Annotated in this window: 21 protein-coding genes; 6 read left to right on the top strand and 15 right to left on the bottom strand. The window is 40.8% G+C overall.

Annotation, left to right across the window (positions count from 1 at the left end):
• Positions 1–81: 81 nt before the first annotated feature.
• Positions 82–843, top strand: a complete 762-nt coding sequence (locus ACSLUH_RS08675; RefSeq protein ID WP_448566010.1) for a molybdopterin-synthase adenylyltransferase MoeB — start codon at positions 82–84, stop codon at positions 841–843.
• A 5-nt stretch (positions 844–848) separates the two neighbouring features.
• On the opposite strand, the gene modA is transcribed toward ACSLUH_RS08675, so the two are convergent.
• The 6 genes from modA to ubiU form a co-directional block, all read right to left on the bottom strand.
• Positions 849–1,613, bottom strand: a complete 765-nt coding sequence (modA, locus tag ACSLUH_RS08670; RefSeq protein WP_448566008.1) for a molybdate ABC transporter substrate-binding protein — start codon at positions 1,611–1,613, stop codon at positions 849–851.
• A 258-nt stretch (positions 1,614–1,871) separates the two neighbouring features.
• On the bottom strand, positions 1,872–2,900 hold the full coding sequence (locus tag ACSLUH_RS08665; protein WP_448566006.1) for an ATP-binding cassette domain-containing protein: 1,029 nt from the start codon (positions 2,898–2,900) through the stop codon (positions 1,872–1,874).
• A 17-nt stretch (positions 2,901–2,917) separates the two neighbouring features.
• On the bottom strand, positions 2,918–3,592 hold the full coding sequence (gene modB / locus ACSLUH_RS08660; protein WP_448566042.1) for a molybdate ABC transporter permease subunit: 675 nt from the start codon (positions 3,590–3,592) through the stop codon (positions 2,918–2,920).
• On the bottom strand, positions 3,579–3,986 hold the full coding sequence (locus ACSLUH_RS08655) for a bacteriohemerythrin (RefSeq protein WP_448566004.1): 408 nt from the start codon (positions 3,984–3,986) through the stop codon (positions 3,579–3,581). The genes modB and ACSLUH_RS08655 overlap by 14 nt, the downstream gene beginning before the upstream one ends.
• 20 nt (positions 3,987–4,006) lie before the next feature.
• On the bottom strand, positions 4,007–4,867 hold the full coding sequence (locus ACSLUH_RS08650) for a U32 family peptidase (RefSeq protein WP_448566002.1): 861 nt from the start codon (positions 4,865–4,867) through the stop codon (positions 4,007–4,009).
• 8 nt (positions 4,868–4,875) lie between these two features.
• Positions 4,876–5,868, bottom strand: a complete 993-nt coding sequence (gene ubiU, locus ACSLUH_RS08645; RefSeq protein ID WP_448566000.1) for a ubiquinone anaerobic biosynthesis protein UbiU — start codon at positions 5,866–5,868, stop codon at positions 4,876–4,878.
• A 185-nt stretch (positions 5,869–6,053) separates the two neighbouring features.
• On the opposite strand from ubiU, the gene ACSLUH_RS08640 reads away from it, so the two are divergent.
• Both ACSLUH_RS08640 and ubiT read left to right on the top strand, forming a co-directional pair.
• Complete coding sequence (locus ACSLUH_RS08640; RefSeq protein ID WP_448565998.1) at positions 6,054–7,862, top strand: thiamine pyrophosphate-dependent enzyme; 1,809 nt, start codon at positions 6,054–6,056, stop codon at positions 7,860–7,862.
• Complete coding sequence (gene ubiT, locus ACSLUH_RS08635; RefSeq protein WP_448565996.1) at positions 7,859–8,419, top strand: ubiquinone anaerobic biosynthesis accessory factor UbiT; 561 nt, start codon at positions 7,859–7,861, stop codon at positions 8,417–8,419. Before ACSLUH_RS08640 ends, ubiT begins: the two co-directional genes overlap by 4 nt.
• Positions 8,420–8,506: 87 nt before the next feature.
• On the opposite strand, the gene nrdD is transcribed toward ubiT, so the two are convergent.
• The 8 genes from nrdD to ACSLUH_RS08595 all read right to left on the bottom strand — a co-directional run bounded on the left by nrdD (position 8,507) and on the right by ACSLUH_RS08595 (position 19,217).
• Positions 8,507–10,282, bottom strand: a complete 1,776-nt coding sequence (nrdD, locus tag ACSLUH_RS08630) for an anaerobic ribonucleoside-triphosphate reductase (RefSeq protein ID WP_448565994.1) — start codon at positions 10,280–10,282, stop codon at positions 8,507–8,509.
• Complete coding sequence (gene nrdG / locus ACSLUH_RS08625; protein ID WP_448565992.1) at positions 10,270–10,761, bottom strand: anaerobic ribonucleoside-triphosphate reductase activating protein; 492 nt, start codon at positions 10,759–10,761, stop codon at positions 10,270–10,272. Before nrdG ends, nrdD begins: the two co-directional genes overlap by 13 nt.
• 134 nt (positions 10,762–10,895) lie before the next feature.
• Complete coding sequence (locus ACSLUH_RS08620) at positions 10,896–11,231, bottom strand: PM0253 family protein (protein WP_448565990.1); 336 nt, start codon at positions 11,229–11,231, stop codon at positions 10,896–10,898.
• A gap of 19 nt (positions 11,232–11,250) precedes the next feature.
• Positions 11,251–12,189: a peptidylprolyl isomerase gene (locus tag ACSLUH_RS08615; RefSeq protein ID WP_448565988.1), complete on the bottom strand. Its 939-nt coding sequence runs from the start codon at positions 12,187–12,189 to the stop codon at positions 11,251–11,253.
• A gap of 230 nt (positions 12,190–12,419) precedes the next feature.
• On the bottom strand, positions 12,420–13,100 hold the full coding sequence (gene narI / locus ACSLUH_RS08610; RefSeq protein ID WP_448565986.1) for a respiratory nitrate reductase subunit gamma: 681 nt from the start codon (positions 13,098–13,100) through the stop codon (positions 12,420–12,422).
• 5 nt (positions 13,101–13,105) lie between these two features.
• Positions 13,106–13,867, bottom strand: a complete 762-nt coding sequence (gene narJ, locus ACSLUH_RS08605; protein WP_448565984.1) for a nitrate reductase molybdenum cofactor assembly chaperone — start codon at positions 13,865–13,867, stop codon at positions 13,106–13,108.
• Between the two features lie 9 nt (positions 13,868–13,876).
• Complete coding sequence (gene narH, locus ACSLUH_RS08600; RefSeq protein ID WP_448565982.1) at positions 13,877–15,418, bottom strand: nitrate reductase subunit beta; 1,542 nt, start codon at positions 15,416–15,418, stop codon at positions 13,877–13,879.
• A gap of 4 nt (positions 15,419–15,422) precedes the next feature.
• Complete coding sequence (locus tag ACSLUH_RS08595) at positions 15,423–19,217, bottom strand: nitrate reductase subunit alpha (RefSeq protein ID WP_448565980.1); 3,795 nt, start codon at positions 19,215–19,217, stop codon at positions 15,423–15,425.
• A gap of 242 nt (positions 19,218–19,459) precedes the next feature.
• On the opposite strand from ACSLUH_RS08595, the gene ACSLUH_RS08590 reads away from it, so the two are divergent.
• Positions 19,460–21,349 (top strand): histidine kinase, encoded by a 1,890-nt coding sequence (locus ACSLUH_RS08590; RefSeq protein ID WP_448565978.1) that lies wholly within the window; start codon positions 19,460–19,462, stop codon positions 21,347–21,349.
• Between the two features lie 366 nt (positions 21,350–21,715).
• Here the strand turns inward: ACSLUH_RS08590 and ACSLUH_RS08585 are convergent, their stop codons facing one another.
• Positions 21,716–23,320, bottom strand: a complete 1,605-nt coding sequence (locus ACSLUH_RS08585; protein ID WP_448565976.1) for an MFS transporter — start codon at positions 23,318–23,320, stop codon at positions 21,716–21,718.
• 338 nt (positions 23,321–23,658) lie between these two features.
• Here ACSLUH_RS08585 and narL point away from each other — a divergent pair, with 338 nt between their 5' ends.
• Together narL and moeA are read left to right on the top strand one after the other, a co-directional pair.
• A complete protein-coding gene (gene narL, locus ACSLUH_RS08580) occupies positions 23,659–24,312 on the top strand; it encodes a two-component system response regulator NarL (protein ID WP_448565974.1) in 654 nt (217 codons plus the stop codon).
• Between the two features lie 30 nt (positions 24,313–24,342).
• On the top strand, positions 24,343–25,602 hold the full coding sequence (moeA, locus tag ACSLUH_RS08575; RefSeq protein WP_448565972.1) for a molybdopterin molybdotransferase MoeA: 1,260 nt from the start codon (positions 24,343–24,345) through the stop codon (positions 25,600–25,602).
• The last annotated feature ends 50 nt before the right edge of the window (positions 25,603–25,652 follow it).

Below are 25,652 nucleotides of genomic sequence, written 5' to 3'. Positions count from 1 at the left end.
ACTCTATCGCTAGAGAGTTATTGAAGCCCAGGTGAAATGACTTATAGTAACCTTCATGCTCATTCATAGTAGAGATTAACTATGCCCCAAGACGCCCCTAAAACCTTAAGCGATAGTCAATTAATGCGATACAGCCGACATATTATGCTCAAAGGCATGGATATCAACGGGCAAGAAAGGCTATACAATAGTAAAGTTTTAATTATCGGTGTTGGCGGCTTAGGGTGTGCTGTTGCACAATACTTGACTGCATCGGGCATTGGAGAAATCACGCTATCTGATGATGATGTTGTCGACCTAACTAACTTACAACGACAAATTCTTCATTCGGAAGCTGATATTGGTCTATCTAAATGCCAATCAGCAAAACAATTGTTACTGGCTCTCAATAGTGATGTTATCATCAATACCATTGAAAAACGCATGTCTGAACAATGCATGCAACAAACTATTTCACAACATGATATTGTCATTGATTGTTCCGATAACTTAGTGACACGTAATCAAATCAATAAAACCTGTTATCAACAAAAAGTGCCATTAGTTAGTGGCGCAGCAATTCGATTGGAAGGGCAAGTCGCTGTTTTTCACATGCAATCGGAAAGCGCTTGCTATCAATGCCTAAGTCAATACTTTGGCGAGCAGCAACTGACGTGCTCTGAAGCTGGGGTGTTATCGCCACTTGTTGGTATGATAGGTTCCATCCAGGCGATTGAAGCCATCAAGGTAATTTCGCTGCTTGGCAAACCCATTTACAATAAATTAATGCTCATTGATGCTTTTACCCTAGATGTTAAAACCTTTAACATTAATAAAGCAAAACATTGTCCTATCTGTGGTTAAAGCAGTTAAATTGCTTTATAGCCATGCTGCTCCAGAATAGCTTGTGATTCTGGAGAACGAATATATTTTAAGAATTGCTGTGCTAACTCAAATTTTCGTGTTCTTTTTAGAATAGTAGCGTGCTGCTCAATCGGTTGGTAATAGCTTTCAGGTACTACCCAAAAATGAGTATACGCCTTCCCGAACGCCTCTGGTTGCTTTTGCTTGGCCAATATCAGTAATGACAAAGGGACAAAGCCGGCATTAACATTACCAGAATCAATATAGTGAAATACTTGATTAACGTTATTCCCGATAATATTTTGAATTTTATCGATATTCTCAAATTTCAGGTTAGCTAGTACCTGCTGCGCAGCAACGCCATATGGGGCTAACTTGGGATTGGCAATTGCCAATCTCCCTTGATACTTTTCAAAAGTTGAGCGATTAATTTTAGTTTTTGTTTTCGGCATCCATAAGGCTAACTTTCCTAGCGTGTATTGTTGATTTTGGTAAGCAAGCCCTTGCTGAAATAATTGCATAGGGCGCATTTTATCTGCGGACAAAAATAAATCATACGGAGCGCCTTTAGTAATTTGCGCATATAGCACCCCCGTAGCGCCTGACGCCAGCTTTATTTCAACCTTGTGTTCTTGTTCAAAGTGTTTGGCCAAGTTAACCGCGCTCGCATAAAAGTTACTAGCGACAGCAACCGTAAGCGATTGGCTTTTGGCTAGATTAGTTATCGTTAACAGGCACAAAAGGATAGATAACTTAAAAAATTTAGACAAAGGATTAACCTTCTTTTTATTTAACTAACAATTACGATACCCTGTAAAGCTAGTCAGCTATTTATTGCTAACTTAGTTTTGCTAATTGTGACGCTGAAAGCATACTTTGTCACTTAGCTTCTATGATTATCGTGTTACTGACGAAACAATAATACAACCAAGTGTCACTAAATAATACGCATAGTGTGTCACTTGGAAAATCATATTTATCTAGTTAACAAACAAAAGATAAACCGAGCAAAGTCAACACAAGTCTACTTATAAAACTTTAAACTGGGCGTAAATATCCTCTCCAATAGTCAACTCTAACTTATATAAAGAAAGCAATGATATATTAGACATCAATATTTGATTTTCTATCTCAAGTATAATTGTTGCAAAATGCTTGTTTATATTTATTTCTTTAACTCTAGTCAAAAGACAATTGACTATAGACGTCAGAGATGGTTTTTTTTTGCACAAGCTAACTTTATTAGCTTCAATCTCAATATTTACATCTGCTAAGTCGTAATGAGGTGCTGTGATATATATAAATTGGCTATTAGAGTTGGATCCTAATTTTACCTTAGCTAAGTTAAACTCTTGAATAATTTTATCGATTTTCCCACTTAAAATAGCGCTTTGCGTTTGGCCTGGTTCTTGACTGAGCGACGAAATCAATTTTTGACTTATACCAGATTTAATTACTTTAAAGTGATCTAGATGCAACAAGTAATTTGTGCTCATTGCTAGCTCTTTTAGTGAATGACTAACAAATAAAAATTGCTTATGAAAGTGCTGATGTAGATATTGGATTAATTGACAAAAATGTTCTCTTACCTTCCAGTCTAATGCGGAAAATGGTTCATCGAGCAAAATAAGTTTTTTTCCAGACAGTAGGCTCTGCGCAAATAAGACTTTTTGCATTTGTCCCCCGGATAAATGCAAAGGCATCTGATCTAATATCGATTCAATTTGACACCAATTAATAACATCTTCAAATTGATAGCTATTTTCAGAAGCAAAACATCCATGAGCTAAAACCAGTAATAAGTTTTTCCGTACTGATAAATGAGGAAACAATGTTGCTCCTTGATCAAGGTAGTATATAGGTGACTTGTATGCTGATAATGTATCAACTCTCAAGCCGTCATAATGTACTACTGATATCAAGCTGTCATCGATTCCTGCAATATTCTTCAAAAAGCTAGATTTTCCAGCCCCTGAGGCTCCAAATATGCCAACTACATTCTCATTTAGATTTAAATATAATTCTGGCAGCTCATTTTTGAAATCAAGTAAAAGCATGTTCGACCTTAATGTGATTACCGATAAAATAAGGCGGGTCGATTAAAACGGTAAAGTAGAATTAATGACAAAAAAGAAATTGAAATCAAAATTATAGCTAAATTATGAGCTTGTTGATATTCCATCGCTTCCACGTGATTGTACAATGCAATTGATAACACCTGAGTTTCGCCAGGAATATTACCCCCTATCATCAGTACTAAACCAAATTCTCCTAACGTATGAGCAAAACCCAAGGTTATTGCACTAATGATTGCTGGCTTTGCTAAAGGAAGACTCACTAAAAATAATCGTTTATAGGGCGATATACCAAGTCCACCTGCCATTTGGTCATACTTAGTTCCAAGTTGAACAAAATTAGCAAGCAACGGTTGAACCACGAATGGTAAAGAATAAATTAATGAGGCCAACAATATACCCGCAAAACTGAAGGCCAATTGCTGCCCAGTTAACCAAAACCATCCTCTGCCTAACCAAGTTTCTGGCGCAAAAGCAATCAACATATAAAAACCAACCACTGTAGGTGGTAGTACCAAAGGTAGTGCAACAATACTTTCAATTATTGCCTTCATTCGACCTTGATAACTTGATAACCACCAAGCAAACGGGATACAGAAAATAAGCAATATAAAAGTCGTAAAAAAGGCAAGCTTTATCGTTAACCAAAGTGACGTAAAATCAAAAGTCACGATTTGTCTCCAGCTTCTTTGTTCCTGACAGTTTAATATCCTCACTGACAATATGGCTGATTAGCCAATCCGATAGAAAATACCAAATAGCCATTGCACTCTCTTTATTGATATCATTTCTATTCATGCGAATTAACTCATTGACGAAGTTTTGATGTTGTAATAAATGCAAGCGCTTATCTTTTTTAGTTAGCTTTTTTATATATTTCTCTTCCGCACTAAAATGATACTCGGTGTAATCTATCAGACGATTAAAAACAGCGTTGAAAGTATCGACATTAGCGTCATTTTCAATCGCTTCGGCTAATGTATTTATGATGCTCACAAGCGCTTGATGCTGAATATCTATTTCTTTTATGCCGATGTTGAATCCTGTTTCCCACTCAATATATTGCATCTCATTCTCCTATGTAGTGATCACAGTTGATGAATCCCTGCAATATGATGCCAATAACCATTACTATGATTAGCTGCTAATGGTACCGCTGAGCTCTGCTTTAACTTTTCTAATATTTCAAACGCCTGCTTACCTTCTGGAGAAACTCGCATAATGTCTACGAGTCCTTCCATGGCTTGTTGTTCATTGGTTAAGTTATAGCAATCTCCTGACATCGTTTGAATACCATTGAGTACAAACAACGCTTCACCTTCTTGGCTTTGTGTAAGCCTGCCATTGGGATAATTGATGCAGCAATATTGACACTCATCCTTTGAGCGATTTTCTGATCGTGCAGTAAAACAACGCGCAGAATAGGCGAGCGGTAAATGTCCGTAACTATGGACTTCCACTTCAAACTGGTCTAAAAATCCTGCTCGTTGGCATTGTTCGACAATCGTTTTTAATCTATCCCTAGAAAGCTCCACAGGCATACACCAACGCACCATGCCTTGACGCAGCAATAGCTGCAAAGAGTTGTGGTTATAAATGTTCAATGCACTGCCTGCGACAAATGGCAGCCCCAGTTGACTAGCTACATGTACCGCTGACATGTCATTTGCTTCAATCAGAAATTCACCATTATTAATAAACTTTTTTAGCTCTTTGAGTTCTGATGGTGCTTCAAGCAACACCATGGTCGACAAAACCACTTGCTTGCCTGCAAGAGAAAGCTCCTTTGCTATTAATAGATAATCCTTTAGTTTTACCTCTCTACGTTTACTGCATACAGATTCACCTAAATAAATAATATCTGCTGCACTCGTTTTAGCCTGTTGATAAAAAGCTTCTACATCAACTTTGGGCCAAAAATACAATAAATTTCCTAATGAATATTTCATCGCAACCTCTATTGCCAACTTTTATGATAAGCCCCTAAAGTCGTTTGATTACCTTCAGATAAATTCGCTAACTTTTGTTGCCAACGCTGTTCAACTACGAAACTCCCTTGTTGCTTGCAGGCATCTATTGCTTGTCGCCACGCTTGAGTGACTTCCTTAACATAAGCACTGCTGCGCTGCCTTCCCTCAATCTTCACAGCAGAGATGCCCATTTTTAAAAGTTCGGGCAAAAGTGCCATAGAGTTTAGGCTTGTCGGTTCCTCTAATGCATGAAAAAGGTTGTCATCAACATTAAAACGCCCTTTGCACAATGTCGGGTAGCCGGCCGCTTCATCAGGTGCATACCGATCAATTAATATGTTATTTAAGCGAGACTCTAAGCCTTTATCAGTTTCTTTCCAATCAACGTACTTGGCTGGTGAGCAAACACCATTCATATTGGGGGATTCCCCAGTTAAATAAGAAGATAAATGACAACGCCCCTCGGCCATTATGCATAGGCTGCCATAGGCAAAGACTTCCAGTTCGACATCAGTCGCCCTAGCCAGTTGTTTAACTTGGTGGATCGAAAGCACCCGAGGCAACACCACACGCTTTACATTAAAGTTGTTTTGGTAGTAATTAATAGCTTCGGCATTTGTCGCCGAAGCCTGAACAGATAAGTGCAGTTCTATCTGAGGGTACATTTTCGCGGCATAGTCTAACACCGAGATATCAGCGACAATTAAAGCATCCACACCAATTGAAGCGGCCAAATCAACAGACTGCTTCCACGTATCCCATTGATCGGCACTGGCAAAAGTATTAATCGCCATGTGTAACTTCCGGTGATGTTCTCGTACATATTTCACTGCTTGTTCGAGTTTACTACGAGTAAAATTCAACCCTTCAAAATGCCGTGCATTAGTATCATTTCTTAATCCGATATAGACAGCGTCTGCGCCATTATCAATCGCCGATTTTAGCGATGATAAATTGCCTGCTGGACATAAAAGTTCCACCTAATACCCTCCATACTTTTAGTTAATTTTCTCTGATTTTCATAGGATGGCAATGCCCCAAAAGAGGTACCTCTAAAAGCCTAAAATGAAGTCATTATTTATTGATCCAGCGCAATGCCTTTGCATTTGAACTTTGCAAAATACGTCGACAATAGATTTACTTCGTTACAATAGAGGGAACAGTTATGCTGCAATTTGATGCTCAATACGCAGAAAATTTTGGACAAGCGTACGCTAAAGCATTACCGCAACTCGGTAGTGCCATTGCCGATATTTTAAATTGGTTTGGTTGCCATCAAGTGTTTGGAGTTGGTGGTGACTTCGCCGCTAACTTGATCGCAGCCTTAGATGGTAAACTTGAATTATCTCCTTCTAGCAACGAGATGCACGCCGGTTTTAGTGCTTGTGGTCATGCTGAATTTAATGGTATTGGCGCCGCATTAACAACCTATACTGTGGGCAGTTTACCCTGCACAAGTGCGGCCGCATTAGCCATCACGGAGAAACTACCTGTTATATTTTTATCAGGAGCGCCTGGTGAAAGTGAAATATCTCACCATACAATACACCATACGATAGCGTCAGCTTCAGCCTGGCACCCAGAATATGACTGTGCGATTGACGCCTTTCGCGCTTTGGGGATGAAAGCTGAACGCTTGCAAGGTGCCCGAAACAAACATCAACCGAACATGGCCGCTGAGCGCTTTTTTCAATTAGTAACTCATGCTTATCTAAATAAACAGCCAGTGTTTATCGAGATCCCACGAGATCTCGTTTTTCAGCCTACTCAAGCCATCAGGCTTCCAGAAAATCGTAATCAACTCATTCGTGAAAACTTCGTGTTGCGAGGCGAAACTTTAATTGCTGAGCAAATTATCAAGAAACTCAATCTGGCTAATAAACCGCTGGTTTATATTGGTGAACATGTAAAACTAAACAACGAATTGAAAGAATTGCTGATGTCTTTTTGCCATCAATACAGTATTCCATTTGCCACTAGCTGGCTTGCCAAAGGAATTTTTGATGAGTCCGATCCGCTATGTTTAGGCAGTTATAACGGCGTTTTCAGTCGTAAAAAAAATCGCCAATATATTGAGCAAGAAGTCGATTATATTCTTGAAGTTGATACCAGCATTTACAATCAAGATACCAATGCGGCATTCAATACGGGCACTCACATCATCGAAAACTTTGACAACAAAACAGTAGTTAAAGGTACGGTTCAAAATCAGCAAGGAGTGATCAATATTTTAAAAATCCTTTTAGCTGCTGATATTCCATTTTTTTCGTTAAGTGTGGTTAAACAGCTACCACCGCCTTGTAAACAAGATACCCAAGTTGGATTTCATAACCTAACAACCGTGCTTAATCATATCCAACAAGGGTTATCTCAGTCTTTGATATACTTACCCGAAGTCGGTAACTCTTACTTTGCTTCCTATGACTTGATCACAAAACAATCTTCCATTGGCCGCAGCTGGATATGCAATCCCTGGTATGCCGCTATGGGAACAAGTTTACCCTACGCCAGAGCCGTCGCGAAAAAGCTCAATTCCATTCAATCGAATGATATTGCCGTGGTTATTACCGGTGATGGCGGCTTTAACTTTCAATTAAATGAGTTGATTCATTTTCAACGCGAATCACTCCCATTAATAATCATTTATATGCGTAACAATATTTTTCATTTAGGCAAGTCAGGTAATGGCAACATCTATCATTGTTCTACGCCGCTTTTCAATGCGCTCAAACTCATTGAAGCTTATGGTGGAAAAGGAGTTAAGTGTGAAACGGTGGGGGAATTTACTGATCATTTGCTTACTGCTGTTGATCACAATGATGGTATAACGCTTATTGAAGTCCCTGCTAGCACAGATAGTGACGCACAAAGCCATGAAATCCTTATGCTCAACTTATACATCCAAGCCCAAAATGGCGATCCAGTCGCGATGAGCAAGTGGCAAGAAATCACTCAAGATGGGAAGGCAATATGATACATCTTCCTCATGCAAAAAAAACGATTTCCGGCGTTCCGCAGACATTTGTAGAATGTCTTAAAAAACTCACCTCTAAGGCTCCAGCGCATGTGCTGGGGTCAATTGATTACCTACCTCATAGAGTGAGTGAGCCATTACTGTCATTAGTCCTAAATAAACTTTTTACAACAGCCTTACAAAACGAAGAGCTAAGGTTCTTACGAGAAAAATACTTAAAGTTGGTCGTTTCGGATTCTAATTTAACCTGCTTTATCACGGTAACTCATGGTTCCAACGAAACAGCTAAAATGTTAGTAATCAGGCGACTTCCATCCCATTTGCATCATGCCGATGTTGAATTCTCAGCTGACACTAAAAGCTTAATATTGCTAGCAAATAAAATAGTTGATCCTGATACCTTATTTTTTCAAAGAAAACTGCTGGTAACCGGCAAAACAGAGCTGGGTCTTGCGATAAAAAACTTCATTGACGACTATGACTTCGAGGAAAACATACCGATTCCAATACAACATGCCATTAAACGGTTAAGTCACTTGTTATCAGAATCAACTTAGCGCGTTTATTTATTGTAAGAGTTTATTGCACAAACAATTAATGGCTCAGCTGATTAGCCAAGCCTTTGATTATGCAAACGAGTTTAATTAGTGGCTATGATAAAAACGGCGCTGATGTTCTTTTCTTCTACCCGCACTAAAAGCCGATACGCGTTTGAGGTATCCAATCACTCGCGTGCCGTGGTCAATATCCTCTGAATGGCATTCTGGACAACGCGGTAACGTTCTCTTATCAATATGATTACAGGCATTACATAAGGTGATTTTGACGTTTATGCAGAAATAGTTACAACCCGTTTTTGCGGCAACATTGAGTAAATTCAAAGCGTTAGTTGATGACAAAGTTTCCTCCAAATTTAGGTGCAAGGCTGAGCCTCCATCTAAGTAACGGGTAAAGCCCTTACCATGCAAAATAAACTTATCTAAATGATTAATGGCATTGTCTTCAACAACATAAAAGTATGAGTTGTAACACTCACGCGGCACTTGGTATCCATCCGCTTTATCCCACTTGGCATTTTTGATACCCAAATTTTCCGCCGGGACGAACTCAGTATTAAATTGATAGCCATACTGCGCCTTGGCTCGACGATTAGCGAGATAAATGACTTCTAATTGCTTATCGACGAACTCCCGATAATCCTCGCCCGTGTCGACATTAATGCCTAAAAACTCTGCCGCCTCAACCATACCGTTAATACCTAAGGTTAAAAACTGTTTATCAAGATGAATAAATCCTGCGTCATAAACGGGTAGCATGCCATGACTAAGATAATCGTCGATTATCGCTCGATAAGCGACCTGATATTGTTGAATTTTTTCAACCTCAGTTAACAAGTCTCGACCATCTTGGATTAATCTATTCATATTGATGGTGATGACATTAATTGAGCCCGTCGACACTCCGCCAGCGCCTAAGGTATATGAAAAGGTGTTGTCACTGATTTCATTGCGCAGTCGGCAACAAGACGCTAAAGAATCAGCACTATCTGATTGGTAAATAAAAAAGGCATTGCCTTCGCTAATTTGCTGCGCGCACATTTGGGCAAACTGCGTATCTTTGACTAATTCGTTGTCAGTCAGCATCGCCGCTGTCACGACGGGAAAAGTGAGTAATGATTTTTCTCGTTCCTTGTTAAACCACCCCATAAAATAAGCTTGCAGTCTTTCAACACTTTGCCAATTAGGGGGCGTGTGATCGGGAAAGACAAAATTTTCAAAAAGCGATTCAAAGTAGTAACGATCGTAAAGCGATATATTCCAAAACACACTTTGATACCCGCGCGCCGCTGCCGGTTGATTTAACGCATAAACGACGTGTTGCAGGTGATTGTCTATCTCTTTAGCGTGAGTATTAAGATAGTCTTCACCAAACTCTTGTCGAGCAAAGTAATCAAAATAGGTAAGAAATTCAACGGTGGCAATTGCGCCTGCAAACTGAGCACTTATCGCAAAGACTAAGTTAATGAAACTTCCGCAAAACGATGCTAAATGCTTAGGTGCTTTTGATTCACCACCGAGTTTGGTTAAACCGTCGAGCAAAAAAGGATATAAAGATATTGAAGCACAATAGGGCTTTAAGCTGGTTTCGTCATGAACGTATATTTCATGTGCTTCTATTTGCCTGATATATTCTTGCGCCAATTCATCTGAAAACAACTCGCTAATTTTACCAGCGATTTGCGCTCGATTAATCTGAATTACATAGTCTTTGGTTAATTCAGCCTCCAATGTTGCGATGTTCTTGTGTGTCACGTTGGCATTAGCGTCCATTTTTGAGCCATCTGCGGCATTAGTCGCATGGACATACTGATGAATGAAGTTCTGTTTTTCTGCTATCTGAAATGGAGTTAAACGCTGCATAATGATTCTCTATTTTTATTGTTAAGATGATTAGGCAAAAACCGATAATTTAGGCATTGCCCGGTATGTAAATTGATTAACCTTTGATTCGTCGTTGGCTCATTTAACCCGCCCTTCTCGGTAAGCCATGGGCCTATTTTAAGATAATCTAAATGACGTGAAATTCGCTGCGGCACTCGCTCTAAGCCAGTGTACAAACAAGTTTTGAGACCATGTACTTTTGCCATTTGTAACCGCTGAACTAAGCATTCACTGTTCCACTCTCCGCCAAAAAACAAGACGCAGGTGATCATTGCTTGGTATTGCAACAAGTAATTTTCGAATAAGGAGGGGGTCAGTTCTAAGCCAAGCTCTCTGTTCCAGGTTTCTTGGCTATGACAACCTTGACAACGTAACGGGCAGCCTGTGATTGTAAACGCTAAGCTGACCTCATCGGGCACTTCTTGGAATACTATCTGTGGTGGTAACGCCTTGAACATAACACTATATCTTGTGCCTTACATAAAACTTAAACACAAGATATAGTGACAAAGCTTATTTTTATATACCTCTGAAAGAGTATTGTCTTTACCCGTCAATACTTGTATCAAGGGCATAATGCTGGTTGAATTGACTACGTACAGCCGCCGCAGCTACTGCAGCGCCAATCCTGTGCATTTACCGCTTGGTAAAACCATTCAAAGTATTTTGGCTCGGTTGGAATATGATGTTGTTCAAAGACCTCAAGCAGCCAATCAACGTTTGATTCTATCCAGTCCTCGAAAGGTAGACCTTCGATATATGCATCTTCATCAGGAAATAAATAACTGAAATTACCGTAAGTGCCCATATCGTTTTCAGTTTGTTTGGGCGGTAAGGTGATCGGCAGGTCGAGATAGGTAATTTGCCAATGGCCCAAACACAAGGTGTGTCCTTGTGCTGACCATTTTGCTTTAAAAGGATTGTTCAACAGAGAGTTTTCATCGCCGCTATTGTATTAGCGGAGATGATTGCTGCTCAAAATTAAAACCAATAATATCAGCTTCTTGAATCAGCTGCTGAATGTACTGACTGATATTTTTACGTTTAACTTTTTCATTTAAATACTCTGTCACTTTGTCTTTTACATACTCAAACGGTAATTGTCGTCCATCAACTTTGCGATCAATAATCGCCACGTGAAAACCATAACGACTCTCAATTGGGTAGGGTAATAACCCAACCTTGGCATTGAACAAATGACGTTCAAATTCAGGCACAGTTTGTCCTTGACTGATCTGCCCTAAATTTCCTTTCATCTCTTTCGATGGACAAGCCGAGTGCCTATCTACGAGTTCCTCAAACATTACCGGTGATTGCGCTATCGTTGCTATAATCTCCTGAGCGAGATCTTTAACTCTAATCCGGTCATTGACATCATCCGGCGCTACGGCCAATAAAATGTGACGCACCTCCAATAAAGGCGATGTGGTAAATTTGCTTTGGTTTTGCTGATAGAATCGCAAGCATTCTTGCTCTGATGCTATTGGTACTTGGCACTCCATCTCAATCAAACGATTGATCAAGGTATATTCAGAGTCTAGCTCCAGCGACGTCTCGTCATTTAACAGCCCCAACGATATTGCCTTTTGTTTAATGAGTTCGTTGATAATGAGTGATTCTGCCGCCTTAACCATACTTTGACGCTTGGTTTCAGCTGGGTGATATTGCATTTCAGCCAACACTTCTTGCTCAGATAGTTCAACTCCGTTAACACGAATTTCAGGCACTTCTGATGGTACATGGTTAGCACGTTTTGCTGCAGCAAGGTCATCCTCAACTTCAGAAAAATCTCCGTGATTAATGGCTGGATTTTCGATATCGCCATGACAGCCACAATCGTCATGATGTTTATGCTCATTTACCGGAGCAGCATTAATAATTTCCATGAGTTTTCCTTAGTGTTAATTGAGACCCTGGTATTAACTTTTAACTAGCGACTTTAACTATCATTAGCGTTTAAATCGCTATGCAAAAATTAAACAAGAAAGGTCAACACGCTCTAATTAATGGGTTATTTTGCTCTTAAACAAAGCGGTAAAGCGGGGTGTACAAATGTACATGAGCATTTTCCAACGATGAATAAGAGCGAAAATAACAACGATTAAATCATTAACTTTTATTTAGCGCGCACGACCTGATAATTACGGCTGAAATATTTCACTGGTACACTCCAAATATGAACTAATCGACTAAATGGAAATAGCACAAATAGCGTCATACCAAGGAAAATATGTAACTTGTAAATAAGTCCAACACTACTTAATGAAGCAGCTGCCGTTGTCATATCAAAGGTGACAATATTTTGCGCCCAGCTCATCATTTTAAGCATCTCACTACCGTCTAAATGGTTCAATGAAAACAAGATACTGATTAACCCTAAGACTAGCTGCACAAAAATCAGCACTAAGATTAAAATATCCATGGTTGTACTGGTAGCACGGACTCGAGGATTGTTTAATCGGCGATTGAGTAAAATCACAATGCCGTACAAGCACACTAGTCCAAAGAAACCACCCGCGCCCATCGCTATTAACTGCTTTGTTGCTGGGGTAACGCCTAAAACATCCCACACTTGATGTGGCGTTAGTAGACCAACAAAATGGCCCGCTAAAACTGCAATAATACCGATATGAAATGCCATTGAGCCTTTCTTAATGCCTTTGCTTTCTAGCATCTGACTCGAGCCTGTTTTCCACGTATATTGTTCTCGATCATAACGCAGCATACTGCCAACGATAAAAATCGTCAGAGCAATATAAGGATATAAACCAAATAAAAGTGTATTTAAGTAATCCATAAGTATTAACCTCCAGATACCGTTGTTGATTGGCCAGCGTCTTTCGCCAGCGTTTCAGCAATCACAGCATCCATCATTTGAATAGGAACTTGTTGGTCACGACGTTGTGTTTGAGAAGGGCGATTCGTCGCAGTGCCACAAGCGTCACTGTTGGAATCGGCACCAAATTTCACCATTTCCTCTTCCCAAACTTTATCGATCGCTTCTTTGGTATCATCACGCTTTTCGCCTTTTACTTGCTGCGCTAAATCAGCGTAGTCGATGTCCGCTTGAGCAAGATCAACCAAGATGTGAAACAGTATCGCGTAATCTGAATCTCGCTGTGCTAATCGCACTTTCAGTAGCGCTAAAATATGTGAGACATCTTGCAACCAACCTCGGGCGTGCTCATCACCTTGCGTCGAAGCAAACTCTAAAAACAAAGGGATGTAATCAGGGAGCTCTTTTATGCTGATATCTAAACCCGCCGCTTTGTATTGAGCGATGAGATCGATCATTGCTTGACCACGGTCGCGGCTTTCTCCGTGAATGTGTTCAAATAATAACAGTGATAACGAACGCCCGCGCTCAAAAAGCGCATCGTAGTCTGATTGCCAATCAAGTAAATCCATTGACAATCGACCATCAATAAACTCGGTAAGCTCCCGTTTGTTTTGCTCGCTTAAGTGTTTTTCTACAGCGATAAAACGTTTTATGTCTTCAGCAGAACATGCTAAATCTTCTGTAGGGTAATCTATCAATCGAGACATTAATGCCAAAATATCCATTGCTCTCTCCTACTCATTTGGGTCAATCATACTAACGGGAATTACTTCGCGTTGAGTTTGACTCTTACCACCAAACAGACTTGTTCCAGATGAGCCCGTTGCACAACCATTACCAAAGCTAAAACCACAGCCAGACTTTTCATCATAAGCATTCTCTGTTTGCACTTTATGGCTCGTCGGAACGACAAAACGGTCTTCGTAGTTGGCAATTGCCATGGTGTGATACATGTCTTCTATTTGGTGCTTAGTTAATCCGACTTGTTCTAATACCGCTAAATCTTCAACTTTTTCCACTTGCTGAGATCGTTTATAAGCGCGCATTGCTAACATGCGCTCTAACGCCTCTACAACAGGTTTTTCATCGCCAGCAGTGAGTAAGTTTGCGAGATATTTCATTGGAATTCGTAATGATTTCAAATCTGGAATCACGCCGTTTTGTCCAACATGCCCAGCCTCAATTGCAGTTTGCACTGGGCTAAGTGGTGGCACATACCAAACCATAGGTAAGGTGCGATATTCTGGATGAAGCGGCAGTGCCACTTTCCAGTCCATTGCCATTTTATAAACCGGCGACTGCACAGCGGCGTCAAGCCAGGCCTGCGGTATGCCTTCTTTACGCGCAGCCGCCTGAACTGCTTCATCATTTGGATCTAAGAAAATGTCACATTGGGCTTGGTACAAATCTTTTTCATTAGCAACCGAAGCCGCTTCTTCTATGCGATCAGCATCGTAAAGCATAACCCCAAGGTAGCGAATACGACCGACACAGGTTTCAGAACAAACCGTTGGCTGACCTGATTCAATACGTGGGTAACAGAAAATACATTTCTCTGATTTGCCTGTTTTCCAGTTGTAGTAGATTTTTTTGTACGGACAACCGGAAACACACATTCTCCAGCCACGACACTTGTCTTGATCGATTAAGACGATGCCGTCTTCTTCACGTTTATAAATCGCACCACTTGGGCAACTCGCGACACATGCTGGGTTTAAACAATGCTCACATAAACGAGGTAAATACATCATGAACGTTTTTTCAAACTGACCGTAGATATCCGCTTGTACGTGGTCAAAGTTTTTATCTGCTTTACGATGTTTGAACTCGGTGCCAAGAATTTCTTCCCAGTTAGGACCCCAGTTAATTTTCTCCATGCGTTGACCAGAGATCAGAGAGCGAGGACGAGCAACGGGCTGATGCTTTGATTCACCCGCTTTGTGTAAATGCTGATAGTCAAAATCAAACGGCTCGTAGTAATCATCAATTTCTGGTAAATCAGGGTTGGCGAAAATATTCGCTAAAATACGACGCTTACCCCCTTGTTTTGGCTCTAGCTTGCCGGCTGCATTACGCACCCAGCCGCCATTCCATTTTTCTTGGTTTTCCCACTCTTTTGGGTAACCAACACCTGGCTTGGACTCAACATTGTTGAACCAAGCATATTCAACCCCTTCACGTGAGGTCCAAACGTTTTTACAAGTAACTGAACAAGTGTGACAACCGATACATTTGTCTAAGTTCAGCACCATACCTATTTGCGCTCTAACTTTCATCGTCTTAACCTCTGTACTCGTTCAATTCACTTTCAGACTGGTCTTTACCGCCATGCTTAGCTTCTTCATCTAGCCAGTCGACTTTCGCCATCTTACGAACAATAACGAACTCATCTCGGTTACAACCTACCGTGCCATAGTAGTTAAAGCCGTATGATTGTTGCGCATAGCCACCAATCATATGAGTCGGTTTCATTACTGCACGGGTTACTGAGTTATGAATACCACCACGAGTTTCAGTCGTTTCAGCGCCCGGTACGTTCACGATACGTTCTTGAGCGTGATACATCATGCTCATACCTTCAGGAACACGCTGTGAAACAACGGCACGGGCTGCAATCGCTCCGTTAACATTGAATACTTCAATCCAGTCGTTATCTACAATGCCCGCATTTTCAGCATCAATTTCCGATAACCAGACAATTGGACCACCACGTGATAATGTCAGCATCAACAAGTTATCTGAGTACGTTGAGTGAATCCCCCATTTTTGATGTGGGGTGATCCAGTTAAGCGCAATTTCCTTATTACCGTTTGGCTTCTTGTTCATCATTGGCTGAACGGTTTTTAAGTTAATTGGTGGCTTGTATAAACACATGGTTTCACCAAAGTCGCGCATCCATTCATGATCTTGATAGAACTGCTGACGACCAGTAATAGTTCTCCATGGAATGAGCTCGTGAACATTGGTGTAACCTGCGTTGTATGACACGTGCTCATCTTCTAAACCCGACCAAGTTGGTGATGAAATAATCTTACGCGGCTGCGCTTGAATATCTCTAAAACGAATTTTCTCTTCTTGTTTCGGTTTCGCTAAATGGGTGTGGTCTCGCCCGGTAATTTTGCCTAACGCATCCCACGCTTTAACAGCAACAGTACCGTTAGTTTCAGGTGCTAGCGATAAAATCACTTCACAAGCATCGATTGCAGAATCAATTTTAGGACGACCTTCGTTGGCACCTTCATGATGAACCTTGTTAAGCTTACCTAAGAATTCCACTTCTTCAGTGGTATCCCAGTTGATCCCTTTACCACCATTCCCTAGTTTGTCCATTAATGGACCAAGCGAGGTAAAGCGAGCATAGGTATTCGGATAATCGCGCTCAACTTCAATCATATTAGGTGCAGTTTTGCCCGGAATTAAATCACACTCACCTTTCCACCATGACTTAACACCTAATGGCTGAGCAATTTCAGCTGGTGTGTCATGTAAAATAGGCAGGGTCACTAAGTCTTTTTCTTTACCCAAGTGGCCGTCTGTTAACTCAGAGAACTTCTTAGCAATACCTTTGAAGATATCCCAGTCACTGCGCGCTTCCCAAACCGGATCTACCGCTTTAGATAATGGGTGAATAAATGGATGCATATCCGAGGTATTCATATCATCTTTTTCGTACCAAGTAGCCGTAGGAAGAACGATGTCGGAATAAAGACATGTTGTTGACATACGAAAGTCTAAGGTCACGAACAAGTCAACTTTACCTTCAGCGCCTTTTTCTTCGAACTTCACATCTTCAGGCTTCTTATCACCTGCTTCACCTAAGTCTTTGCCCATCAAGCCGTGCTTAGTCCCTAACAAATGCTTGAGCATGTATTCATGGCCTTTACCTGACGAACCTAATAAGTTTGAGCGCCATACAAACATGTTGCGCGGGAAATTTTGAGGGTTATCTGGCTCTTCACAGGCAAACTTCAAGTCACCTGATTTAAGTTTGTCTACCGCATAATCTTTTGGAGACATACCAGCCGCTTCAGCTTCTTTACAAAGGTTTAACGGGTTCATGCCTAACTGCGGTGCCGACGGTAACCATCCCATGCGTTCCGCACGAGAGTTAAAGTCGATAATAGAACCTGTCCACTTAGATTTGTCTGCCAGTGGTGATACCACTTCATCCATTTCTAATTTCTCGTAACGCCATTGACTCGAGTGGTTATAGAAGAACGATGTACCGTTCATATGACGCGGTGGACGTTGCCAATCAAGACCAAACGCTAATGGCTGCCAACCAGTTTGCGGACGAAGTTTTTCTTGCCCAACATAGTGCGCCCAGCCGCCACCTGATTGACCAATACAACCACACATCATCAACATGTTGATTAAGCCACGATAGTTCATGTCCATGTGGTACCAATGGTTAAGTGCAGCACCAACGATGACCATTGAACGGCCACGAGTTTTATCTGCATTATCAGCAAACTCTTTCGCTACTTTGATAACATCTTCAGGGCGACAGCCAGTAATTTTTTCTTGCCATTTTGGCGTATAAGGAATGTCTTGGTCGTAGTCTGTTGCACAGTTTGCACAGTCATAACCATTATCAACCCCGTAGTTGGCAAGGGTTAAATCAAATACTGTAGTAACAAAGACTTCTTTACCATCCGCTAAGGTAATTTTCTTCGCTGGCACTTTACGATTTAAGATATCGCTATGCTCAGTATGGTCGAAGTAGTTATGTTCGTGAGCATTTGCTTCGGTGGCAAAATAAGGGAATGCGACGTCAACAATTTCATCATGACCTTCTTTTAAGCTCACTTTTAAGGTAACTTCATCACCTGATTTACCATCACGTTGTTCAATATTCCACTTACCACGCTTACGACCATCTTCACCCCAACGGTAACCTACAGCACCATTAGGTGAAATGAGTTCACCGTTAGCGTCATTTAAGGCAATGGTTTTCCACTCAGGGTTATTGTCTTGACCTAAGTTGTCAGCTAAATCTGATGCTCGAAGGAAGCGACCTTGAATAAGCTTGCCATCTTTTTCATCAAGCATAACCAGCATTGGGAAGTCGGTCGTCGTGCGCACATACTCATTAAAGTACTCGCTCTTACCAGTGGTATGGTATTCCTTCAAGATCACATGACCGAATGCCATGGCTAAGGCCGCATCTGTACCTTGCTTAGGCGCTAACCACTGGTCGGTTAATTTCGAAAGTTCAGAGTAATCTGAAGTAATAGAAACAACTTTAGTCCCTTTATAACGGACTTCTGTTAAGAAGTGTGCATCAGGGGTACGTGTTTGAGGAACGTTAGAGCCCCAAGCAATAATATAGTTTGAGTTATACCAGTCAGCAGATTCAGGAACATCAGTTTGCTCACCCCAAATTTGAGGAGAAGCAGGTGGTAAGTCACAATACCAATCGTAGAAGCTTAAGCAGTTACCACCAATTAAAGAGAGATAACGAGCTCCAGCGGCATATGACACCATCGACATTGCTGGAATTGGCGAGAACCCAGTGACACGGTCAGGTCCATATGTTTTCGTGGTATAGACATTAGCAGACGCAATGATTTCGTTTACTTCATGCCAGTCAGCACGCACAAATCCACCTAAGCCACGTTGCTGTTTGTATGATTGCGCTTTCGTTTTATCTTCGACAATTGACGCCCAAGCTTCGACCGGATCTTTGTACTGAGCACGTGCTTCACGCCATAGCTTAATTAGTTTTTTACGTACCTTAGGATACTTTAAGCGATTCGCGCTATAGATATACCAAGAGTATGACGCTCCACGTGGACAACCGCGTGGCTCATGATTAGGCAAGTCAGGACGTGTTCTTGGATAGTCTGTTTGTTGTGTTTCCCAAGTGACTAGACCATCTTTAACATAAATTTTCCAACTACATGAACCTGTACAGTTAACACCATGAGTAGAACGCACCACTTTGTCATGTTGCCAACGACGGCGGTAGCCATCTTCCCAGCTACGGTCTTCTTCAGTGGTAACCCCATGGTCACCCGAGAAGCTTTCAGATTTTGGCTTAAAAAAGCGTAATCTATCTAAAAAACGACTCATTTCTTTCTCCAAGCATTTATAGTTTGGAGTCATCATAGACACTGAGTTTTCAAAAAAACTTGATCTAGATCAAATTTAAAAATGGCCTATAAATCAATGGATTTACTATCTACCACCTTAGAGGTATAAGGGTTTAGCCGTGACTTTCGTTAGAATAGGTACTTGCAAGCAATAGACAAAACAAATACGTTTACACTACCCCTAATTTGGTTTTTGTGGGTATCACCATAAGAAGGTCAGTAATGAAAAGTGCAATTTTAGATCGACTGTTTAATTCCATCGTTTTTCGCATCGGTTTAATGATGTTTCTCATCAGTGCAATTTCAATATTAAGTATGTTCAGTTCGGTGTTTATCAGTGAAATGGCCGACCACGATGCACTTATCATTAATGAGGCGGGTTCGTTACGAAAACAAAGCTATAAAGTGTTAGCCAATATCGAACTACTGCCACTCATTCAGCCATCTGCTGTAAGCCTTCAGCAGCAAAAGATAAAAAGAAATATTGAGAAGTTTAGTCAGACGATTAATGCGCCTATCATGGAAAGCAGTGCGATTTCTCAGGGCAATATCCCAATCAAAATGTCCTTAGATAGCATTCGTCAAACTTGGACGGAAGAACTAAAACCACTTTTGCTCAGCTTAACCGACAATCCAGCACTGCTAAATGAAGTCATGCTATTTGAAATAAATGCCACGATCGAAAATTTTGTTTTTCGTCTCGATGGATTAGTAGGGCTTTATCAACAACGTGCTGAAGAGCGTATTTTTAGTATTCGTATGATTTTAGGTATTTCATTGATGGTAACGATTCTACTTGCGGCATTTACGATGTTTCAAATCAGTCGCCGCATAGAAAAGCCTCTTTCTGAGTTAACCTCGTCTGCTCGACAAATAATGGCCGGAGATTACACCGCCCATACCAATATCCAACAGAATGATGAGTTAGGTTTACTGGCTGAAACCATGAATAAAATGACAATGGCGTTGTCACTTTCTTATGGGCAACTCGAACAACGTGTACAGCAAAAAACCAGTGAACTAATACGCAGTAACGATATTTTAGAACTGCTATACCAAACATCACAGCTGATTAACGAACCAGGTGATTCATTAGACTTAACGCCGATTACCTTGAAGCTGGCTAAAGTCACTCACAAACCTGATTTAGATCTGTGTTTAACAACGCACAATAGCGATCAACCCTATGAGCACATCATTACTGAAGACAAACCTTTGCCAGACAAATGTGTTGAAAAAGATTGCGCTACCTGCATAAACGACAACGATAATGATTGCTCGACGGTCGCTGACCAGATGGTCATGCGTTACCCGATTAAAAAAGATAACATTAGTTATGGTGTTTTAGTGTGCAACCTAGACGATGACAAACCGCTCGAAGCATGGCAGCATCAACTGTTTTCATCCATTACCACATTAATCGCCAATGGTTTACATATACGTCAACAAAATGAGCAAAATAGACGTATCACCTTATTGAAAGAGCGTAATGTCATAGCTAGAGAACTGCATGATTCACTAGCCCAAGCTTTATCATATTTAAAGTTTCAAGTGACACGGCTTCAAAAGTTACGCCAAAAAGAAGCCTCCGAAGAGCACATCGAAGATGTTGTCATTGAACTCAAAACAGGATTAGATTCCGCTTACAAACAGCTTAGGGAGTTACTGACAACGTTTAGGTTAAAAATTGATGTTGCTGGTTTACAGCAAACATTTATAGAAACCATAGATACCCTTAATGCCCGAGCGGATGGCAAAATGCTCTTTCAATTAGATTATCAAATAGAGAACATTCCACTGTCTCCCAATGAAGAAATTCATCTCATGCAAATTGCCCGAGAAGCCACCCAAAATGCCTTACATCACTCCCATGGCACCTTAGTGACAATTTCCGCTTTTGCTGATCAGGATAAGAATATTCATTTACAAATTAGAGATAATGGCGTTGGTATACCTGATGATCCTACTAAGCTCAATCATTATGGTTTAGCAATTATGCAAGAGCGAAGTCAACATTTAAAAGGTCATGTGACTATCCACAACCTTGATGATGGTGGTGCAATTGTCGAGGTTGTCTTTAGACCAAGTTACTTGCTTGCGAAAGTCTCATAGCCACTTATAGTAGCGCTTTGGCGTCTCGGTGATACAGGAGCAATCGCCGTAGAGCCGTTTTTCGCCCAATCATCGTGAACATCGCCGTTTTTGCCATCCTTGGCACCACGGCATACGACCGCCAAGGATGGTGGAAATGTCGAAAATGCATTAATACATGGATGTATGTAATTAGAACAATGCAGGAGCAATTGTCGAGGACGCATATGTTCGACCGTTCATCCTGAACATCGTCGCTCCTGCGCATCCATGCGCCCGCGGCATACCGTACTTCCTGTACATAAAAAAGCCCTAGTGTCGCTAGAAACTCGGGCTAAAGGGCATAGCAAGGAAAGGTTTGCTATTGTCGTAAACTAACGTATTACGTTATGGGTTATAGTGTTCACCATCTTTACGTAAGTAAAACCAATAATTGATAAACACACACACCGCATAGAAAATAGCAAATCCAATGAGCGCTACTTCTGGAGTGGTTGCTTTTATTTGTTCGCCCAATACTTTAGGAATATAAAAAGCTCCGTAAGCGGCTACAGCTGATGTCCAACCTAATACTGGACCTGCTTGCTCTTTTGGAAACACCATAGCAATGGTACGGAATGTTGAACCATTTCCTATGCCAGTTGCAGCAAATAATATTAAGAACAAAATAAAGAATGGGATGAAAAATTCTTCAGGTGTTGCTGACTGATAGGCAGCTTGCATGAAATAAGCAACGCCTAATGCACTAGCGACCATAACAATAGCACAAATCTGTGTAACTAATGCTCCACCAACTTTATCTGATATCCAACCGCCTACTGGTCGAATTAACGCACCAATGAATGGCCCCATCCAAGCATACATTAATGCACTTGGTCCATTAGGATTGATGGTATCATGCGTCATTACACCATCGACAAGAATATGCTGGTAGCCAAAAATAACTTTAATAGATAACGGAAATGATGCCGCAAAACCGATGAACGAACCGAAGGTCATGGTATAGATAACACTCATCACCCAAGTGTGTTTATTATCAAAGATTTTATATTGACGTGTTAAACTTTGCTTAATTTGACCTGGTAACTGTTTTAATAAGAATACCGTTGAGACGATAACCAGAACTAAAACGATTTCTTTAGGGACACCAAAACCTGAACCATTTGCGGCTTCAGGAAGTAATAACCATAAACCCACACCCGCAGTTAGGAAACCGATAAGTAGCATTAAAACGATGAGAAACCATGAGGTTACTGGGTTACCAATATCAGGAGACACTTCCGCGGTTTTGATATTATTCATACCAAACCAACCGGCAAACGCCAAAGGAATGAGGAAAATTAACCACAAATAGCCCGCATTATGAATCCAAGTATCAGAGCCTGCTGGGATTTTCCCTATTAATGTCCCGCTGGTATTCACCAGTGTCATTGGTTCACCGCCAAACAAACCAAAGGTCATAAACAAAGGCACTAATATTTGCATAGTAGTAACACCAAAGTTACCTAAACCTGCATTCATACCCAAGGCATAACCTTGTTGTTTTTTAGGAAAGAAAAAACTGATATTAGACATTGATGAAGCGAAATTACCGCCACCAAAACCAGACAGGAAAGCCAATACTTGAAAAACCCATAATGGGGTGTTCTGGTCTTGTAGTGCGACACCTGCACCAAAGGCGGGAATCATTAGCAATGCGGTCGTGAAAAAGATGGTATTTCGACCACCGCATAAACGTATAAAGAAACTACTTGGAATACGCAATGTCGCACCCGTTAAGCCCGCAATTGCCATCAAGGTAAACAACTCTGATTTGGCAAATGGAAAGCCTAGGTTCAACATTTGTACTGTTATAATCCCCCAGTACAGCCACACCGCAAAGCCGCATAACAGACTAGGGATCGAAATCCAAAGATTTCGGTTTGCAATCTTCTTACCTTGTGACTCCCAAAAGCTTTCGTCTTCGGGATCCCATTTTTGTAAGTCAGCCATGGTTATCTCCAATAATTATTAATCAACATCGCCACTATGAAATAACTGGTTTTTAAGAACAATTGGTATAAAGGGGTAGGTAAATTTGCAGTGTATAGCGGTAAAATGAACAATTCATCACCAGTGAACACGTCAATAAAAAGATAATTTCCACAAAGAATAAGGGCTAGCAACAAACAGGCGTTTAATAGCAACTACCTACAAAGTAATAGGATTAACTACCAACTAATATGAAGGTGCTATCTGAGTTGAAAGTAGATAAAATTGATGCATATCAAATAAATCTTTCCAGATCGTATGTGCTGGCAAAGTATAAAGGATTAGAACAGGGGAATATTATGAACGCAGAGCAACAAGTCGCTATTATGATGGTTGATGATCATCCACTGCTGCGCAAAGGCTTGAGACAGTTAATTGAATTAGAAGATGAATTAACCATTGTCGGCGAAGCTAGTTCTGGCGCAGAAGCCCTTGCAATTGTCGATGATTGCGATCCTGATCTAATTACCTTGGATTTAAATATGCAAGGAATGGATGGCATCGAAACGCTTAGAGCGTTGCGTCTAAAAGGCGTATCATCGCGCATTCTTATGTTGACGGTTTCAGATAACGATGAAGATGTATTAGAAGCCATTAGAAGTGGCGCAGATGGTTACTTACTTAAAGACATGGATCCTGACGATTTAATTGAAAAAATCAAAGAAGCTACCTTAGGTAAAATGGTGATCAGTGAAAAGCTCACACAAGTACTCGCCAGCGCACTGCGCAAACCGGAAAAGAAAGGCTCTAATATTCTGTCATCTTTGACCAGTCGAGAGTATGAAATTTTGAAACTTATTTCCAAAGGCTTGAGCAATAAACTCATTGCCCGTGAGTTAGATATTTCAGATGGCACGGTCAAAGTACACGTCAAACATTTGTTAAAGAAACTGGATTTAAAATCTCGCGTAGAAGCGGCTGTTTGGATGGTCAATTATCAAACAAAATCTTAATTATTAATTTAGAGATAATTCGAGGATATTATGGTCGATTGTTGTTCAACTCCTGGTTTAATGCCGCTTGAGATCGCCAAAAAGCAATTACTGGAAAACATACCTGTTGTTGAAGGGACAGATATGGTCACCGTTTCAGCTTGCCAAAAACGTGTTAATGCTCACGCAATTAAATCCCCTATCAACGTCCCAGCTCATAACAATTCTGCAATGGATGGATATGCTTTCAATGCACCTAACGCAACCAATAATGTGGTTGCTCAAGGTGAAACCTTTAGACTCGTTGGTACGGCTATGGCGGGAAGTCCATTCATACAAGAACTCCAACCCGGTGAATGTATCCGTATTATGACCGGTGCCGTTGTCCCCGACTCGGCAAATACCGTCGAAATGCAAGAAAACGTCACCGTATTAGAAGATAGGGTTACGTTAAATCAGCCTCTTCGAATTGGCGAACATATACGTAATGCAGGAGAAGACATCGCACAAGGTAAAATTGTCTTTGAAGAGGGACACCTGTTTAGCAGTGCTGATATTGGCTTACTTGCATCGCTCGGTATTACTCAAGTGGAAGTAAAACGAAAACCAACTGTTGCAGTATTTTCAACTGGTGATGAATTAAAATCAGCTGGACAGTCTTTGGAATTAGGCGATATTTACGAAAGCAACCGTCATGTGATTATCGCCATGCTCGAAAACATGAATGTTAATGTCATCGATTACGGCATAATCTCTGACGATTACCAAAAGATAAAACAAACCTTTATCGATGCTAATCAAAACGCTGATGCTGTTATTAGCTCTGGTGGCGTTTCAGTGGGAGATGCTGACTACACAAAAGAGGTGTTAGCCGAATTAGGGCAAATTGATTTTTGGAAAATTGCTATTAAACCAGGTAAACCTTTTGCTTTTGGTCGATTAAGCGATAGTGTGTTTTTTGGCTTACCGGGTAACCCTGTGTCGGCAACAGTAACCTTTCATTTACTTGGTGTTCAAGCACTTAGAAAAATGATGGGCACCAGTTATCAAGACCCTATGCTTATATCTGCCACCACCAGCTCAAAAATTAAAAAGCGTGCCGGGCGTATGGATTTTCAACGCGGAATAGCGTCGGTAAATGCTCAAGGTAAGCTATCTGTATCACCACTTTCTCATCAGGGTTCTGGTATTTTATCGTCGATTAGCCAAGCAAACTGCTATATCGTGTTGCCAATTGATCATCAAGGATGTGAAGCGGACGAGCAGGTGAACATACAGCTTTTTGATAGTGTACTCGGACGATTAAATTAAGTATTAAAAAAAATAATTAGTTAATAAATAGAGTAAAATAAGTTCTGTGA

This window comes from Thalassotalea ganghwensis, assembly GCF_053485795.1.
This window is presented reverse-complemented; position numbering and strand designations above follow the sequence as displayed.